General features: G+C 45.0%; 20 protein-coding genes. 14 read left to right on the plus strand and 6 right to left on the minus strand.

The genetic code is table 11. From position 1 onward, the window contains the following. The first annotated feature begins 36 nt into the window (after positions 1-36). The 6 genes from coxB to CXF70_RS06320 all read left to right on the plus strand — a co-directional run bounded on the left by coxB (position 37) and on the right by CXF70_RS06320 (position 5,582). Entirely contained in the window at positions 37-1,119 is a 1,083-nt protein-coding gene (gene coxB / locus CXF70_RS06295; protein ID WP_101801969.1) for a cytochrome c oxidase subunit II, read from the plus strand. Between the two features lie 33 nt (positions 1,120-1,152). After that, the gene (locus CXF70_RS06300) at positions 1,153-3,042 is read left to right on the plus strand and encodes a cytochrome c oxidase subunit I (RefSeq protein WP_101801970.1); all 1,890 of its coding nucleotides are present in this window, start codon (positions 1,153-1,155) and stop codon (positions 3,040-3,042) included. Beyond that, the gene (locus CXF70_RS06305; protein ID WP_101801971.1) at positions 3,029-3,655 is read left to right on the plus strand and encodes a cytochrome (ubi)quinol oxidase subunit III; all 627 of its coding nucleotides are present in this window, start codon (positions 3,029-3,031) and stop codon (positions 3,653-3,655) included. Before CXF70_RS06300 ends, CXF70_RS06305 begins: the two co-directional genes overlap by 14 nt. Before the next feature lies 1 nt (position 3,656). Then, complete coding sequence (gene ctaF, locus CXF70_RS06310) at positions 3,657-3,989, plus strand: cytochrome c oxidase subunit IVB (RefSeq protein ID WP_101801972.1); 333 nt, start codon at positions 3,657-3,659, stop codon at positions 3,987-3,989. Between the two features lie 181 nt (positions 3,990-4,170). After that, the gene (gene ctaG, locus CXF70_RS06315; RefSeq protein WP_101801973.1) at positions 4,171-5,094 is read left to right on the plus strand and encodes a cytochrome c oxidase assembly factor CtaG; all 924 of its coding nucleotides are present in this window, start codon (positions 4,171-4,173) and stop codon (positions 5,092-5,094) included. A 23-nt stretch (positions 5,095-5,117) separates the two neighbouring features. Continuing rightward, the gene (locus CXF70_RS06320) at positions 5,118-5,582 is read left to right on the plus strand and encodes a DUF420 domain-containing protein (protein ID WP_084244937.1); all 465 of its coding nucleotides are present in this window, start codon (positions 5,118-5,120) and stop codon (positions 5,580-5,582) included. A gap of 310 nt (positions 5,583-5,892) precedes the next feature. On the opposite strand, the gene ytvI is transcribed toward CXF70_RS06320, so the two are convergent. Together ytvI and CXF70_RS06330 are read right to left on the minus strand one after the other, a co-directional pair. Then, complete coding sequence (gene ytvI / locus CXF70_RS06325; RefSeq protein WP_084244939.1) at positions 5,893-6,951, minus strand: sporulation integral membrane protein YtvI; 1,059 nt, start codon at positions 6,949-6,951, stop codon at positions 5,893-5,895. Positions 6,952-7,096: 145 nt separating this feature from the next. Continuing rightward, positions 7,097-7,462, minus strand: coding sequence for a YugN family protein (locus tag CXF70_RS06330; RefSeq protein ID WP_084244941.1), 366 nt, complete (start codon positions 7,460-7,462; stop codon positions 7,097-7,099). Positions 7,463-7,604: 142 nt separating this feature from the next. Here CXF70_RS06330 and CXF70_RS06335 point away from each other — a divergent pair, with 142 nt between their 5' ends. Next, positions 7,605-8,669, plus strand: a complete 1,065-nt coding sequence (locus CXF70_RS06335) for a CAP domain-containing protein (protein WP_101801974.1) — start codon at positions 7,605-7,607, stop codon at positions 8,667-8,669. A gap of 6 nt (positions 8,670-8,675) precedes the next feature. On the opposite strand, the gene CXF70_RS06340 is transcribed toward CXF70_RS06335, so the two are convergent. Next, positions 8,676-9,158 (minus strand): PaaI family thioesterase, encoded by a 483-nt coding sequence (locus CXF70_RS06340; RefSeq protein ID WP_101801975.1) that lies wholly within the window; start codon positions 9,156-9,158, stop codon positions 8,676-8,678. Positions 9,159-9,232: 74 nt separating this feature from the next. Between CXF70_RS06340 and CXF70_RS06345 the strand changes: the two genes are divergently transcribed. Further along, positions 9,233-9,679 carry a YlbF/YmcA family competence regulator gene (locus tag CXF70_RS06345; protein ID WP_084244947.1) on the plus strand — a complete coding sequence of 149 codons (447 nt, stop codon included), beginning with the start codon at positions 9,233-9,235 and terminating at the stop codon, positions 9,677-9,679. Positions 9,680-9,741: 62 nt separating this feature from the next. Here CXF70_RS06345 and CXF70_RS06350 read toward each other — a convergent pair whose 3' ends face one another. Continuing rightward, positions 9,742-10,647, minus strand: coding sequence for a glycerophosphodiester phosphodiesterase family protein (locus CXF70_RS06350; protein ID WP_101801976.1), 906 nt, complete (start codon positions 10,645-10,647; stop codon positions 9,742-9,744). Between the two features lie 162 nt (positions 10,648-10,809). On the opposite strand from CXF70_RS06350, the gene CXF70_RS06355 reads away from it, so the two are divergent. After that, a complete protein-coding gene (locus CXF70_RS06355; RefSeq protein ID WP_084244951.1) occupies positions 10,810-11,082 on the plus strand; it encodes a YlbG family protein in 273 nt (90 codons plus the stop codon). Here CXF70_RS06355 and CXF70_RS06360 read toward each other — a convergent pair whose 3' ends face one another. After that, a complete protein-coding gene (locus CXF70_RS06360) occupies positions 11,083-11,463 on the minus strand; it encodes a DUF7147 family protein (RefSeq protein WP_101801977.1) in 381 nt (126 codons plus the stop codon). 84 nt (positions 11,464-11,547) lie between these two features. Here CXF70_RS06360 and rsmD point away from each other — a divergent pair, with 84 nt between their 5' ends. From rsmD to CXF70_RS06375, 3 genes are read left to right on the plus strand one after another with little or no spacing between them, the layout of a single operon-like run. Next, positions 11,548-12,123 (plus strand): 16S rRNA (guanine(966)-N(2))-methyltransferase RsmD, encoded by a 576-nt coding sequence (gene rsmD, locus CXF70_RS06365; protein ID WP_101801978.1) that lies wholly within the window; start codon positions 11,548-11,550, stop codon positions 12,121-12,123. After that, positions 12,116-12,595: a pantetheine-phosphate adenylyltransferase gene (gene coaD / locus CXF70_RS06370; RefSeq protein WP_101801979.1), complete on the plus strand. Its 480-nt coding sequence runs from the start codon at positions 12,116-12,118 to the stop codon at positions 12,593-12,595. The genes rsmD and coaD overlap by 8 nt, the downstream gene beginning before the upstream one ends. Before the next feature lie 54 nt (positions 12,596-12,649). Further along, positions 12,650-13,675, plus strand: a complete 1,026-nt coding sequence (locus CXF70_RS06375; RefSeq protein WP_101801980.1) for a SepM family pheromone-processing serine protease — start codon at positions 12,650-12,652, stop codon at positions 13,673-13,675. Here CXF70_RS06375 and CXF70_RS06380 read toward each other — a convergent pair. Beyond that, the gene (locus CXF70_RS06380; RefSeq protein WP_101801981.1) at positions 13,663-14,865 is read right to left on the minus strand and encodes a nucleotidyltransferase; all 1,203 of its coding nucleotides are present in this window, start codon (positions 14,863-14,865) and stop codon (positions 13,663-13,665) included. The genes CXF70_RS06375 and CXF70_RS06380 overlap by 13 nt on opposite strands. A gap of 127 nt (positions 14,866-14,992) precedes the next feature. Here CXF70_RS06380 and CXF70_RS06385 point away from each other — a divergent pair, with 127 nt between their 5' ends. Together CXF70_RS06385 and rpmF are read left to right on the plus strand one after the other, a co-directional pair. Continuing rightward, positions 14,993-15,526 (plus strand): YceD family protein, encoded by a 534-nt coding sequence (locus tag CXF70_RS06385; RefSeq protein ID WP_084244963.1) that lies wholly within the window; start codon positions 14,993-14,995, stop codon positions 15,524-15,526. 24 nt (positions 15,527-15,550) lie between these two features. Next, positions 15,551-15,727 (plus strand): 50S ribosomal protein L32, encoded by a 177-nt coding sequence (rpmF, locus tag CXF70_RS06390; protein ID WP_033541041.1) that lies wholly within the window; start codon positions 15,551-15,553, stop codon positions 15,725-15,727. Positions 15,728-15,901 lie beyond the last annotated feature (174 nt).

Here is a 15,901-nt window from a genome sequence, read left to right on the forward strand (position 1 = left end):
TAAAAACTTTTAAATGAGAGAGGGGTAAGAAAAGCTATGATGAAAGGACTTACTAACTGGCGTCTTTTCGCTTTGATGACAGCATTGCTCGTCGTTCTTTCGGGCTGTGGGCGTGAAGAGATTTCAACTTTAATCCCTGCTGGTAAAGTGGCACAGGATCAATTCAATCTCCTGCAGCTGTCTACTGCTGTTATGACTTTTGTAATTATTGTCGTAACCATCATCTTCATATTGGCTATCGTTAAGTTCCGCCGTTCTAAACTCGGAGACGACATGATTCCTGAACAAGTGGAAGGCAGCGCGAAACTCGAGTTTATCTGGACTGCAGTGCCGATCGTGCTATTGCTCATCCTTGCTGTTCCAACTGTTTATTCTACTTTTGATTTGGCTGATGTAACGGCTATGGATTCTGTAGACGAAGAAGGAAATAAAACCAATCTTACTGTCAACGTTACAGCTAAGCTTTACTGGTGGGAATTTGAATATCCTGAACAGGGCATTGTGACTGCACAGGAATTAGTTGTTCCAACTGATGAACGCGTTTATTTCAACTTAATCTCTGCAGATATCAAGCACTCCTTCTGGATTCCTTCAATTGGCGGAAAACTTGATGTAAACCCTGAGAACGTCAACAAATTCTATCTTGAGTTCGATAATGAATCTGAAACTCTGGATGATGGCGTTTACTATGGTAAATGTGCTGAACTTTGCGGACCTTCCCACGCTTTGATGGATTTTAAAGTGAAATCTGTTGATCGTGAAGAATTCGATCAATGGGTTGCTGCAATGCAGGAAGAACCTGAACCTGCATCTGAAACTCTGGCAACGGAAGGTGAAGAAATCTTCGCTAACAGCTGTATCAGCTGCCACGCTGTTTCTGGAGCTGGTTCTACAGGAATGACAGGACCGAACCTTGCGACTTTCGGTGACCGTAACCGCATCGCCGGCTTTTTGGAACACAACGAAGAAAATTTGAAAAAATGGATTGTTGATCCACAGGATTACAAACCAGGAAACTTGATGCCTGACGGTAAAACTAACAATGGCGGAGAACCATTCTCCGAACAGGAATTGGATGCGCTTGCTGCGTACCTGATGAGCCTGTCTGTTGAAGAATAAACGCGTCAGAGTGTAAAAAAGGAGGTATACAGTGTGAGTTCTTTAGCACAAAAAAAGGGTGTCGGCGCAGTTATATGGGATTATCTTACAACAGTAGACCATAAGAAAATTGCGATCCTCTATTTGATCTCAGGCGGCTTTTTCTTCCTTGTAGGTGGAGCGGAAGCGATGCTGATCCGGGTCCAACTGATGAAAGCTGGAAATGATTTCCTGAGTGCCGGACTATATAACCAAATTTTGACAATGCACGGTACTACCATGATTTTCCTGGCTGCAATGCCAATACTGCTGGCGTTTATGAACGCCGTAATGCCACTTCAGATTGGTGCACGCGACGTCGCGTTTCCATTCTTGAACTCATTGGGCTTCTGGCTGTTCTTCTTCGGAGGGATTTTCCTGAATTTGTCCTGGTTCATGGGCGGCGCACCTGACGCGGGCTGGACAAACTATGCTTCATTGGCTCTGGCTTCTGAAGGGCAGGGAATTGATTTCTATTCACTTGGCTTGACCATTTCTGGTTTCGGTACATTGATCGCTGGGATTAACTTCCTTGTAACGATTATCAATATGCGTGCACCAGGTATGACGTATATGAGAATGCCATTGTTCACTTGGACGACATTTGTCGCTTCCGCTTTGATTCTTTTGGCTTTCCCTCCATTGACTATCGGATTATTCTTCATGATATTTGACCGTTTGTTCGGCGCCAATTTCTTTGCTGTCGAAATGGGCGGCAACACGATTATCTGGGAGCACCTGTTCTGGATATTCGGCCACCCGGAAGTTTATATACTTATTTTGCCGGCATTCGGTATTTTCTCTGAAATCTTTGCGATTTTCTCGAGAAAACGACTTTTCGGTTACACAGCATTAGTATTTGCAACAATCTTAATCGGTTTCTACGGATTCATGGTATGGGCCCACCACATGTTCACTGTCGGCCTTGGACCAACTGCCAACGCGGTTTTCGCTCTGGCAACAATGATTATCGCGGTTCCTACGGGGATTAAGATCTTCAATTGGCTGCTGACAATCTGGGGAGGAAGCATCAAATTCACCGTACCGATGATATATGCGATTGCTTTCATTCCGTCATTCACTGCCGGTGGGGTTACCGGAGTTATGCAAGCCATAGCCCCGCTTGACTATCAATTGCACGATTCTTACTTTATCGTTGCCCACTTCCATTATGTAATCGTTGGTGGGGTAGTATTGGCGATTCTCGCGGGTACGCATTTGTATTGGCCTAAGATGTTCGGAACCATGTTAAGTGAAAAACTTGGCTTTGTAACGTTCTGGTTCTTCCTCATCGGTTTTCACCTGACATTCTTTGTCCAGCATTTCCTCGGGCTGCTTGGAATGCCACGCCGTGTTTATACGTTCGGTGCTGATCAGGGGTGGGATCTGTTCAACGCAATCAGCTCAGCTGGGGCTGTATTGATGGCGATCGGTATTATCGTCCTGCTGGTAAATGTAGTAATTACCACTGTTAAAAATGTCCGTGTCGGCAACGACCCTTGGGAAGACGGGCGTACACTTGAATGGGCAATTCCTTCACCGCCGCCATTCTATAACTTTGCTCAAACTCCATTGGTACGTGGTCTCGATACGTACTGGATCGAAAAAATGGAAGGCAATAAAGAAGGCATGGTCTACGCCGAGCCGCTTGGCGATGTCCACATGCCGAATGGGTCGATTATTCCGTTGATCATGTCATTCGGGCTGTTCGTTGCATCATTTGGCGCCCTTTACTTCCAGGACGAAACAAAACCATGGGCCTTGGCAGTATTGATTATCGGTCTTGCAATCACTTTCGGTTCGATGCTCTTCCGATCGTTGAAAGACGATCTAGGATTCCACATCACGAAAGAAGAACTGATTGAAGACGCTAAGAAAGGAGGCAACACCGATGGACCTAAATAAGAGATACACCGCTCAATCCTGGCCGGATCATCCCGAGACGGCAACAATGGAAGGGAAAAATAAGTTTGTCGGCTTCTGGTTGCTTCTGGCTGCTGAAACTGTAACATTCGCTACTCTTTTCGCCACTTACCTGGCTTTGAAAGATAGAGGGCCAAGTGGAATGGAATATACAGCAGCTGGCTTATTCGAACTTCCTCTGGTGTTTGCGATGACAATGATTCTTTTGACTTCGTCCTTGACGAGTGTCTACGCAATGCACCATATGAAAAACCATAACTTTAAAGCAATGCAGGCGTGGCTGGGCATAACTGTTTTGCTGGGACTTACATTCCTAGGATTTGAGTTTTATGAGTTTTATCACTATGTTAATGATGGTTTCGGCTTTACACAAAGTGCTTTCAGTTCCTCATTCTTTGTTCTTGTCGGAACTCATGGTGCCCACGTGATATTCGGTCTTAGCTGGTTTATCGCGTTAATGCTCCGCAACGCAAAACGCGGATTGAATATGTATAACGCTCCTAAGTTTTATCTTGCATCACTATATTGGCATTTCATCGACGTAGTATGGGTATTCATCTTTACTGCAGTCTATTTGATGGGAGTGGTCGGTTAATATGGCACACGATACTACTGAAAAAATCAGATCACATGCAGAGCACGAATTCCTGAAGAAAAAAAGATCAACTGAGATGCGCCATCAATTGACGTCGTTTGCAATCATGATTTTCCTGACGCTGATTGCATTCACGGCGGTCGCTGCTGGATTCTCTACTTACTTGATTGTTCCGATTATCCTCTTATTGGCTGCGGTTCAGGTCGTTCTTCAGCTTTATCATTTCATGCACTTGAACAATAAAGGCCATGGAACAGTTGCGTTCTTTATGTTCTGTGGAATGTTTGTCGCTTTTATCACGGTTTTGACTCTTGTTACAATTGTTTGGTGGTAAATTAAACAAAAATCCTCTTCACTTAATGTGAAGGGGATTTTTTCTGTCCGAAATGAATCTTCATGATGGTTCAGCTTAGAAATATGATGAAGCGTTCTGGAAATGTCATGATTCGTTCATTGATATGCAGGTGCTTCCGCTATATAATGAGGGTACTTGAGGAAAAGGAGGTATGTTAGGCATGCCAATCAGTATTTTTGGATTTCAGGCTTTATGGAGTCCGTATTACTTAGGAGCCCTAGTCTTGATCACTCTCTTATATTTTTTAATCACTACCAAGTGGAGAGGTAAATTTAAGGACAGTGAACCTTTAAAGCAAAAAGAAGCGCTGCTGTTCGTTTCCGGAATGGCCTTGTTATATATTATTAAAGGGTCGCCTGTCGACCTATTGGGACATATTACATTTACGATGCATATGGTGCAGATGGCGTTCCTCTTGTTGTTGGCGCCCCCGCTGATTATTATGGGGATTCCTTCATGGCTTTGGAGATGGTTCATCGACCTTCCTGTCATCAGACCCTTGTTCATGTTCTTCACTAAACCGATGCTTGCGCTGATTCTGTTCGGATTGTTTTTCTCAGTCTATCATTTGCCGCTTGTATTCGATTTCGTAAAACAGGATATGCTGCTTCACGCTGTTGTCAGCAGTTTATTGTTCGTTTTCGCGATCTTCTACTGGTGGCCGGTAGTCAATAATCTGGAAGGGGTGCATAAATTCCACGGTTTGAAAAAACTCGGATTCCTTTTGGGACTGAGTGTCCTGATGACGCCAGCATGTGCACTGATCATTTTCAGCAGTTCACCGTTCTATGCGACATATACAGATGCGGATGCCTGGCTTCAGGCAATGGCACTTTGTGTGCCGGTCGGAACTTTATCACAATTGAATCTCTCCGGTCCCGAGTTGTTTACGTCCATGAGTTTGATTGAAGATCAGCGTACCGGTGGAATCACGATGAAAGTGCTTCAGGAATTAGTATTTACTGTATTCATTTGGCTGGTATTCTATGAATGGCTGCGCAATGAAAATGACAATGCAGATGAAATTACTGCGAAAGTGTTGCAGGATCGAAAAGAGATGGCTTATCACCGACATAATGGGTAAAGCATAAAAGGGGATTAAAAGAGATGGATTTACCGCTATTGCCAACTATCAGTACATTTTTTATCGTATTAAGCGCTATTTTTGTAGCGATCGGCTGGAATCTAATCCGGCAGCGCAAGATCGAAGCCCATAAAAAGGTGATGCTTGCAGCAGGGGCTTCAGCTCTGACTTTCTTCATCATTTATGCGTCGCGTACGATCTTTATTGGAAACACTGCATTCGGCGGACCGGAAGAGTATAAAATCTTCTATACGATTTTTCTTGTCTTCCATATCACCCTGGCGACAACAGGCGGGATCATGGGATTGATCACTATTTGGTGGGGCTTGAAGAACCGTTTGGATAAACACCGCAAAATCGGTCCTTATACCAGTGTCATCTGGTTCTTTACAGCAATTACGGGTGTGATGGTTTATCTGCTATTATATGTAATCTATAAAGGCGGACCGACAACTTCAGTGATCAAAGCGATTCTTGGCGGAGAATAAGTAAAGGAGAACCTCAAGGGGTTCTCCTTTTGCAGTATATTGAAAAAAGATAACTATAAGCAATTGACAGATATTGCGCAAAACAGCTTCGCTTTCCTGGGGGCTTGTACTGAGCTAACTCGTGCTCGGTACCCTTCGCCCGAGTGGATCTCAGCACTTCGCGCGAAACGGAGTTGGAAAGCCAACTCCGTTTCTAATCTCCTGGGAGTCTCGCTGGTTTGCTCCATATCTCAGTATGGCTTTCTATAGAAGTGGTCTAGAAAAGGAGAACCTCAAGGGGTTCTCCTTTTTGTATTGAATGATTTATTAGTTATATCTTAAAGTCGATTTTGATGATCCCGGCTTCACGTGCTGATGTGAAAAGGATGACGATCAGTGGGCCGATAAAGAATCCAAGGAAGCCGATCAGCTGCAATCCGATGAACATCGCGATTAACGTCGCAAGCGGTGACAAGCCGATATGGGAACCCATGACTTTCGGTTCGACGGTTCTGCGGATGATCAGCAGGACAAGCGCCAGAACAGCCAATTGCGTGCCTTGTACGACGTCGCCAGTGATGAACTCATAGATGAACCAAGGTGTCAGGACGATGATTGAACCAAGGATCGGAATGAAATCGATGACCCAAATTATAAGGGACATGACAATGGCAACTTCAGGAGCAATGAACAGCAATGCCACCAGCGATACAAGGAAGATGATGACGCTGACGAGAAATTGGGCTTTCAGGAAGCCGAAGATGACATTGTTCAACCGGGCAGCCATAAAGCGGACTTTCTCTGCTGTAGTGTCTTTCAATCTGCTGAAAAGAATGCGTTTCAAATCGTCCAGGTCCAACATGAAAAGGAACAAAGCGATAAGGAAAACGATAAAGCTTACCAGGAAAGAAGGGATGCCTGTCAGGAGGTTAGTGACAGTATCATAATTGACGATTGTTAATAGCCAATCCCTGATGCCTTCCAAAAAAAGTGCCAGTTCTGTTTCGAATGAATTGACGACTTCAACTGGCAATTCTTCAGAAGAACGCAGGAAGAAATCCTGCATTTCCTCCCATATGGAGGAGAGGCTATTGATGTATACCGGCATATTTTGGGAAACCATGATCAGTCTGCCGATCAGGTACGTCACTGTCCAATAGAGAAAGGATGAGACGAGCAGCAGAAACACGATGAATGCAGTGATTACAGCTGATTTCCGCTGCCATTTTAAACGCTTCTGTAAAAATACGACGAATGGCTCAAGAAAAATAGCCGTCAGCAGAGCCAATATTAACGGTATGGCAATTGGAATTATGTATATTGAAATTAATATTAATAACGAAATAATAAGTATTATTGTCAAAATCTTTTTATTCCACCACTTTGCCACGATAAACCTCCCAAAAACATTATATTATGATTATATCAATACCCATTTGTAAAGAAAACTTTTTAAAAAAAACCGCAGTTCAATGTTGAACTGCGGTTTTTTTTCAAGTGTCGATTCTGGCCATTAAATGGACCTGAACACTTTTTTACACTTGGATTTCAAATGCTTTTAATTCGGATTTAATTGTCGCCAGAATATCGGCGCAAGTTTTCAGCAGATGCTCTGGGAAGTGCTCATCTTCACCATATTCAACGCCGAATGGATAATAGTATTTACCGATTACCGGCTTCATAACTTTTACGGTTGCGTCGCCTGCATCAATATCGCCATCTACCGCATAAGCGAATACGCGCAGATAATAGCGGCCTTCACGGACATCGAATTTACGGTCGAACGTAACCCGCTCGTAATCCCATTGTCCTTCTTTAGTCATACCGTGTTTGCCCATAATATGCTGGAGCAAATTGAAGTCTACCAGAATGTCCTCAAGTCCTGTATTTTCAAAATACATAGGATCTCCTCCTCTATCTCAAAACTGACTCAATGCTCCTTTAATAATAGATGAAATTTGCGCTTGTTGCAATGGCTAGATTGTGTCAGTATAGAGGCGGCTGTTATAATTGATGAAAATAGCTTGGGAGGGTGGAAGACGATTGAAGAATTTATTGCGTATCATGATATTTCTGTCAATCATCCTCATTACATTTTTTTACTTTGATTCGTCGATAAATGAGAATGACATTCTGGAAGCTCCTCGAAAAGTGGACCCGCTGCCTGCGCAGGAGATCATAGAAAATCCTTTGGCGGTTGAACGACCTGATGAAGGGATATCCGTTTATATCGGGAAACCTTCGGAGGAGTGGATTGATGATTACGGTCAGCCTTCACGGATTGAACCTTCAGCATTCGGTTATGAATGGTGGATTTATAATCAGTCGTATTCCAATTATAAAATGGTAGGGGTCAAAGACCAGAAAGTCGTGCAGGTCTATACTGCCGGCACAGCAACCGATGCGGCTCCTTACAGCATCGGGCAGAGTATAGAAGATCTGTACCGGTTTACGATCATTGAAGACGAAGTGACGGTGAAATACGGAACGAATATCTATACATTCAGTTTGGACGCTGAAGACCGCGAAACCAGATTACTGGTCAGTTTCGATGATATCTATGCACAGCTTTATATTGATCAAGAAGATGGAATGCTTGAAGCGGTCAGGTTCATGAACGCCGAAACACTTATCCGACATCAGCCATATGACATGATGTATGTAGGAAATCTGCTGGTTCCGATCAATCCTTCTTCAGCCTTGCAGGCGTCCATCGACAAAGCGAACGCTAAACAGGTAGTCGATCTGACGAATGTATACCGCCTGCATCATCAGCAAAAACCGTTGGCTGTCAACGCAGCGGTAAGCATGCTGGCTGAGCGGCATAGCCGCAATGTGGCCCGCCAGGATTTCTCGTCGGAGGATATTGAAGTGGAAGGCTTGGAAGACAGACTGAAAAATTCCCGTATCATATATGACGAAGCGGCTGAAAATACCGCTTCGCAATATTATGACGCCGCTGAAGCGGTCCATGGCTGGATAAATTCGGAAGACCACCGGGATACTTTGTATTCGAGCCGGTTCAATCAAATCGGGGTCGGTGTATTCGGAAAATATTACACACAGAGCTTCTTGCGACAGGAACCGACCAAAGCTGAAAAACAATAAAACCATTCAAGTTTTTGGAACGATGAAAAAGGAACCGGTGGAGGTGGCGATATGCTTTCCGCCGGTTTCGTATATATTGCCTTCGATGACCATCGTATGACGGCCTTGGCGTATGATATTAGCCTCTGCAGTGATGGTTTCTTCTGTCGCGACAGTCAGGTAATGGATGGCCAGATTCGTTGTCACGGCCCCGTAGCCTTCGGGGCATTTACTGTTGGCCAGAGTGCCCATTGCAGTGTCGAGAAGAACAGCCAGAATTCCGCCGTGGGGAATGTCGATATTATTATGGATGAATGGCGTATTGGGGATGCTGACAGTCCAGCTGTCATTCTTCCGTTCTCTTTCCATGCCGAGCGCAGCGCTTAAATAGGTAGTAAAGCCGCCGGCCTGCTTCTTTTCCAGATTATCGAGAAACTGTGAGAGGATTTGAATATCCTCCTGAGAGCCGTTGTCCACGGTTCTTTTAAATTGCGCCATTAAATCCTTCATGATGACAACCCTTTCTTAATGTATTAAAATATTTGTATGTTTGATATAATTGAACCGTAGAGGAGGTAATACTTGTGATCATGACCTACGAATGGGTTCAAATTGCTGACTCTGCTGAAGAGTTAAGTAGAATGATACTACAATCAGAGCAGGCTGAGCAATATCGACAAGCTTACCGTGCTGTTTACGATAATAAAGAGCTGGCGGCTGAAATAACCGCTTTTGCCCGTTTAAAAGATTTATATGAAGAGGTGCAGCGTTTCGGGAAATATCATCCTGATTATAAGGATGTCATGAAGCGCATCCGGGTCGATAAACGGAAATTGGACCTCAATGAGAAAGTCGCCGAATTGCGGCTGGCTGAAAATGAGTTGCAGGATCTGATTGATCAGGTGAGCTTCATTATCGGCCGTTCCGTTTCGGAGGCGGTCAAAATCCCTTCGAGCAACCCTTTCTTTTCATCAGATTCCTCATGTGGAGGAAGCTGTGGAACGGGCGGCGGATGTTCCTGTTCAGCTTAAGAAAAGCCGGTGGAGAAAAAAGCATTGCTTTTTTCTCCACCGGCTTTTTGTGTGCGCCAATATTATTCGGTTTCTTTCAATGCTTTCACTGCCACATCGGGACGGTCAGTGATGATGCCTTTTGCACCGGCATCAATCAGCGAACGGATGATTTCCGGATCGTCGATTGTCCAGTAGTGGACGGGCACATTCAGGTTTTCTAGAAACGCGATGAAGCGAGGCGACACCAGATTGAATCCGTTTGAACGGATTGGAATCTGGAACATATCCGCACGCGGCTTATAAAGATGGCCGAATTGGCTGTTGAATGCCGCGAAGGCTTTTCTCACTTCATTTTCTCCTGCTCCGATGGCCACCCGGTTTTGGGCATAGAGATTGAACCGGTCGATTTGTTCGTCGAAGAAGCTGGTGACGCCAACACGTTCTTCCACGCCCGCAGATTCGATCAGGCGCCAAAGTTTGGAAGGCAACAGACTGCCTTCGTATGTTTCCGGCGAATCCTTCATATCGATATTGATATACATATCAGGGAATTCATCCAATAATTCGCGCAAGGTGATGATTTTTTCATCTCCGCCACGGTAGGAATTATTGCCTTCAAGATCTTCGAAATGGTAGCCAAGATCAAGTGTGCGAAGTTCATCGAGTGTCAGATCTGCTACTTTGCCAGCGCCGTCCGTAGTCCGGTCGACGAACTCATCATGAAATACGATCAGTTCCTCATCGCTGGTAAGGCGTATATCTATTTCGAAACCGTCTATACCGTACGACGCAGCTTTTTTAAATGCGGCCATTGAATTCTCAGGCGCAAGAGCGGAACCCCCGCGATGTGCGAGAATCATCGGACGGTCATATTCCAGTGCATCTTTTTTAGGGCGTGGCTGTGCAGTAACCAAAGCTTTTGAACCTGCCCAGGCCGCTGCTCCGACTGCAACCGCAGCTATGCCTATTTTCGTTTTTTTACCCATGGCTATGTAATACCCCCTCGTATAGTGACGCTAAATCCATTATATCCAATAATGAAAAGCAATGTCAGTTAATATGCTGTATCGGCCCAAACTTCCCTGAATGGCGGTTGCGGCTTTTTTCTTTCCTATGGTATTCTAGAAGCTAAGAAAAGAGGGATGGCTATGCATGATCGCCAGGGACTGATTGTCTATGTGCATCATTTGAAACAGGCAAAATCATTGCGCAAGTTTGGACATGTTCATTTCATTTCACGGAAATTGAAATATGTCGTTCTATATATGGATCAGGATGTCATTGAAACTACAAAAGCGAAACTGTTGAAGTTGCCGTATGTCAAGCAAGTGCTTGAATCCCAACGGCCATTCATCAAGACTGAATACGAAAATGCGAAACCCGATAAAGCTAAGGAATACGATTATAAAATCGGCCTTTGATCATTGCATCGGCGGGATATAATGGTTCAGGCGCAAGACGGATATCAGATGGCTGAAGTAAAACTTGCGGTCTGCATAGACGGTGGAATGCTTAACATCCATGAAAATCGGCAACCCGCCAAGTTCTTTGACAGCTTCCTCGAATAATTCAAGCCGTTTCGAGTTTTCAGGAATTCCTTCACGGCAAATGTAAATGGGCATGAAATTACCCTGTTCTGCTGGTTTGAATGCAGCTGCCACTGATAGAACGGTTTTTCCGTACATGTCTTTTGAGACGAATGCAAAACCGTGCATAAAACGGCTGCGGTTGGTCATCATCAATTCACGGAGTTCGTAAATATCTCCGTAACCTTCTCCAAGCTCGATAAAACGCTGGATCATTTTAACACGTCCTTTCCAGTACCCATTCTACCATCTATAAGGTGGATTGCATCAATAATTTCATCAAAACTGGGAGGCAGAAACATGCGCGTAGTTGCAGGCAAGGCAAAAGGGCTGCCTTTAAAGGCGGTACCGGGAAATTCCACCAGGCCGACGACGGATAAAGTAAAAGAGTCGGTTTTCAATATGATCGGCCCATTCTTCGATGGCGGCAATGCACTTGATCTTTTTGCAGGAAGCGGTGGGCTTGGCATTGAAGCCTTAAGCCGCGGGATAGATAAAACCGTTTTTATTGATAAGGACAGCAAAGCCATCGAAACAATCCGGGCAAATCTGGAAAAAACCCGTCTTAACGGACAAGCGGAAGTTTACCGCAACGACGCGAAGCGGGCGATCAAAATCCTGAAGAAAAATGATTTCAAGGCCAGGCTGCTGTTCCTGGATCCACCGTACCATATCACGGAGGCGTATGACTTGATGGATTATGCAGCTGAAAATGGAATCCTCACGACGGACACGATAGTAGTCTGCGAGCACGAAAAAGGGGTCCAGCTGGCTGATCGCACTAAATATTTCGAACGGTTTAAAAATGAAAATTACGGCGGTATCGCCATTTCAATTTATCGCTATACAGGGGAAGAGGGAGAAATCATTGAGTAAGGTTGCCGTAGTACCGGGAAGTTTTGATCCAATTACGATGGGGCATTTGGATATCATCAAGAGAGCTTCAAAGATTTTTGATGAAGTGAAAGTCGTTGTCATGAATAATTCTTCAAAAAATCCACTGTTCAATGTGGAAGAGCGCATTGCGCTAATTGCGGAAGTGACCAGTCCGATTCCGAATGCAACAGTGGATTCGTTTGGCGGCTTGCTGATTGATTACGCGGTGGAAGTCAAAGCGAATGCGATCATCAGGGGACTGCGGGCAGTATCGGATTTCGAATACGAAATGCAGATCACTTCGATGAACCGTTTCCTGAATGAAGACATAGAAACATTATTTATGGTTTCAAATAATCAATATTCGTTCCTCAGTTCGAGCATCGTTAAAGAAGTGGCGAAATACAACGGCAATATTTCCGGTCTGGTGCCGGAAGCTGTTGAAAAAGCCTTGAAGAAAAAATTCGATTAAGTCACGATTCCGTGGCTTTTTTGTTATTCTTTTTTGAATAGAGAGGGTAATCTCATGAAAAATAAACGTATGATCCTTTATCTGATATTAATGGCGGTGGTTGTCTTTATTTCCTTTTACCGCATGGACAGTTATATTACACGTCCGGGCAGCGCGTACGAACTGTCGCCGCTCGTGGAAGTCCAAAATGGCGATGAGGACGACGAAGGAAGCTTCAGTCTGATGACCGTGTCGATGCTGAATGCAACTCCGGCGCTTTATGTGTATGCCATGTTCCAGGACGGCTATAAGGTGCTGCAGCCTGATCAGGTCCGCAGTCCGCACGAAACGGAAGAAGAGTATAATGTACGCCAATTGAAATTGATGTCGGATTCACAGGTCAATGCCTTAAAAGCGGCGTTTGAAACCGCCGATATGCCGTACGAAGTGGAAACTGCGGGAGTGTTTGTCCTGAATGTTCTGGAAGGCGGAGCTGCGGATGACATTCTGAAGGCCGGCGACCGGGTGCTGTCCATAGACGGCAATGAATTTGACAATCAGCAGGACTTCATCGATTACCTGGCTGAAAAGCAGGTCGGGGATGCTGTGGAACTTGTAATAGAACGAAATGAGCGGGAACTGGTTGAGACGGTTACATTGGAACCTCTTCCGACTGATGATGAGCGGGCGGGCCTCGGAATTTCCTTTGTGGAAGATAAAACGATTACGACTGATCCGGAAGTTTCGATCGATTCCGAAGAAATCGGAGGGCCTTCCGCCGGTTTGATGTTCACTTTGGAAATCATCAACCAGCTGATGGAAGAAGATATCACCAAAGGCTACGACGTAGCTGGCACTGGTACGATGGAAAGTGAAGGCGAAGTTGGGCGCATCGGTGGAATTGATCAAAAAGTGATGGCGGCTGACAGTGATGATATGGAAATATTCTTTGCGCCGGATGACGAAGTGTCTGCTGACAACGAAAGCAATTATGACGTGGCAGTGGAAACTGCAGAAAAAATCGGCACGGATATGGAAATCGTGCCGGTTAAAACGCTGCAGGATGCGCTCGACTATTTAGAACAGCTTCAACCGAAATAAATCGGCGGTGTTGTAAATTCTTTTTTCAGATGACTGCTTCCAAGGCCAAGCTGATATAGGCTGCTGGCATGAATATCGAGTTTGCCCATACTGTTGTCCGCCAAGTCGGCGGCGCGGCTGATGATGGGCAGCTTGATATTCTTTTTTTGTGCGTTGAGATACTGGCGGCCGTTTTGCGTCATTCCCAATAAGCGCAAATAGGACGGCTGCCTGAAAGATTTCAGCATCTCCCACGTAAAGCCCGTGAAAATATGCGTCAGCATCCGCTGAATCCGGGTCCGGGTGAACCGTTTCGACTTGATCCTGCCAATAAATCCTTCAAAATCCTGTTCTTTACTGGCGGCTTCATAAATGAGATTCTCAATGCCTTCAGTCACCTCAGCATATCGGCGGAGATTTTCAGGCTTTTCTCTAAGGATAGTAAATCGGAGCATCGGATAAAAAGTTTCCCAGCTGCCGAAACGGCCGTATTCATTTGCGAAGCTTTGAAGTGCTTCGATTGAATAAGCAGGCAGGTAAGCGGAAAGCTCTTCAAGCGAGCCGCCTTCAAAAAAGGCTTTCCGGATTCCTGTCGCACTGGCGATGGATAATCCTTCCTGGATTGGATCATGGTAATTTGCGCCGATCCGCTGGATGGTCAACGGCTGTATTGAAGAAGAGATCCGTTCAGCAGCTTCCATGTAATGATAGCCCAGAATATTATTCGGTTTCGTCAGGTCGGCAAAGCCTTCCTGTCCGTCGGTCACAGCCTGATAAGCTTCATTCATCGCTTTCGGATAGCTGATGCCTGACTGGACGGCTTCATGAATCTTTTGCTGATACTCCTGGTTTTTCCGGTTCAGCAATTGACGGGATTTAAGGAAAGGTTCGATGGCACCTTGTTCGCTGCCGAAGCAAAATGCTCCACAGCCGATGGCATCGAGCAGGGTGATGGCACCTCTTGCGAAATCAGATGCTTGTGCAGTCGCATAAACATATGGCAGTTCAATGACCAAATCGACGCCATTCGCAAGTGCCATCTCTGTCCGTTTCCATTTATCGGCGAAGGCCGGTTCGCCGCGCTGCAGAAACTGGCCGCTCATGACTGCAATCAGGATATCGGCTCCTGAACTCTCTCTGGCACTTCTGGCATGATGCAGATGGCCGTTATGGAATGGGTTATATTCAACAATGATGCCTGCAGCTTTCATTCGTCCAACTCCTTTGGTAAACTTAAGTCTAAGTATAACGATGCCTGGAATAGTGTGACAAGATTTTTTCTTGACATCTTTTTCTGCTCATTATATAATCAACTTTGTTGTCTTGAGGTGATTACTTATGAAAATAGCGATTCAACAGCTTCAAAAGCATCGCAAAGACGGGATGAAGATCGACCAGATGGTCAATCTCGAAGAAGTGAAAAAACGCAATAGCGATATTCGTGATATTTCACCCATCCACGTCACAGGACATTGCACAATTGGTTCGCAACAACTCACGTGCCAGCTTCAGCTCAAAGGCATGCTAATCCTGCCTTGCGCACGAACTTGGGAAGATGTCGAATTTCCTGTAGATATTGAATCGGTTGAAATTTTCACCTGGTCGGAACATGGCCTGGGTGATACAGATGATAATGTTCACGCGGTCACAACGGAAACGATAGATTTCCAGCCGGTCCTCGAAGAACTTATCCTTCTTGAAATTCCGATGCAGGTCTTTAAGGAAGACGCCGATCAAGCCGTTATCAAAGGCGGCGAAGAATGGTCATATTCGACAGACGAAGAAGTTCAGGCGGAGAAAGAAGAAGCACAACCAAAACCGGATCCAAGACTTGCTGATTTAGCAAAGTATTTCGATCAGTCAGATGAATAGAATCACTGTAAGGAGGTGTCACCAATGGCTGTACCGTTCAGAAGAACGTCCAAAACCGTTAAAAGAAAACGCCGTACGCATTTCAAATTGTCCGTGCCGGGCATGGTAACTTGCCCAAGCTGTGGCGAATCGAAATTGGCTCACCACGTCTGCAAAGCATGTGGATCATACAAAGGGAAAGAAGTTGTAGCAAGCAAATAAAACAGTATTTGCTGCTAAAAGGCTATTGAGAGGCCATGGCTCTCGATAGCCTTTTTCTCTGTACATAAAATGATATGAATAACTATAAAACAGATATTCCGCAAAACAGCTGCGAAGGTATTAGCCGTGTCTTCAACGGCTAATACCTTTGCGACGAAGTGCGGAGCACTGCAG

It is taken from the genome of Planomicrobium sp. MB-3u-38 (assembly GCF_002836425.1).
Classification (GTDB): Bacteria; Bacillota; Bacilli; order Bacillales_A; family Planococcaceae; genus Planococcus; species Planococcus okeanokoites.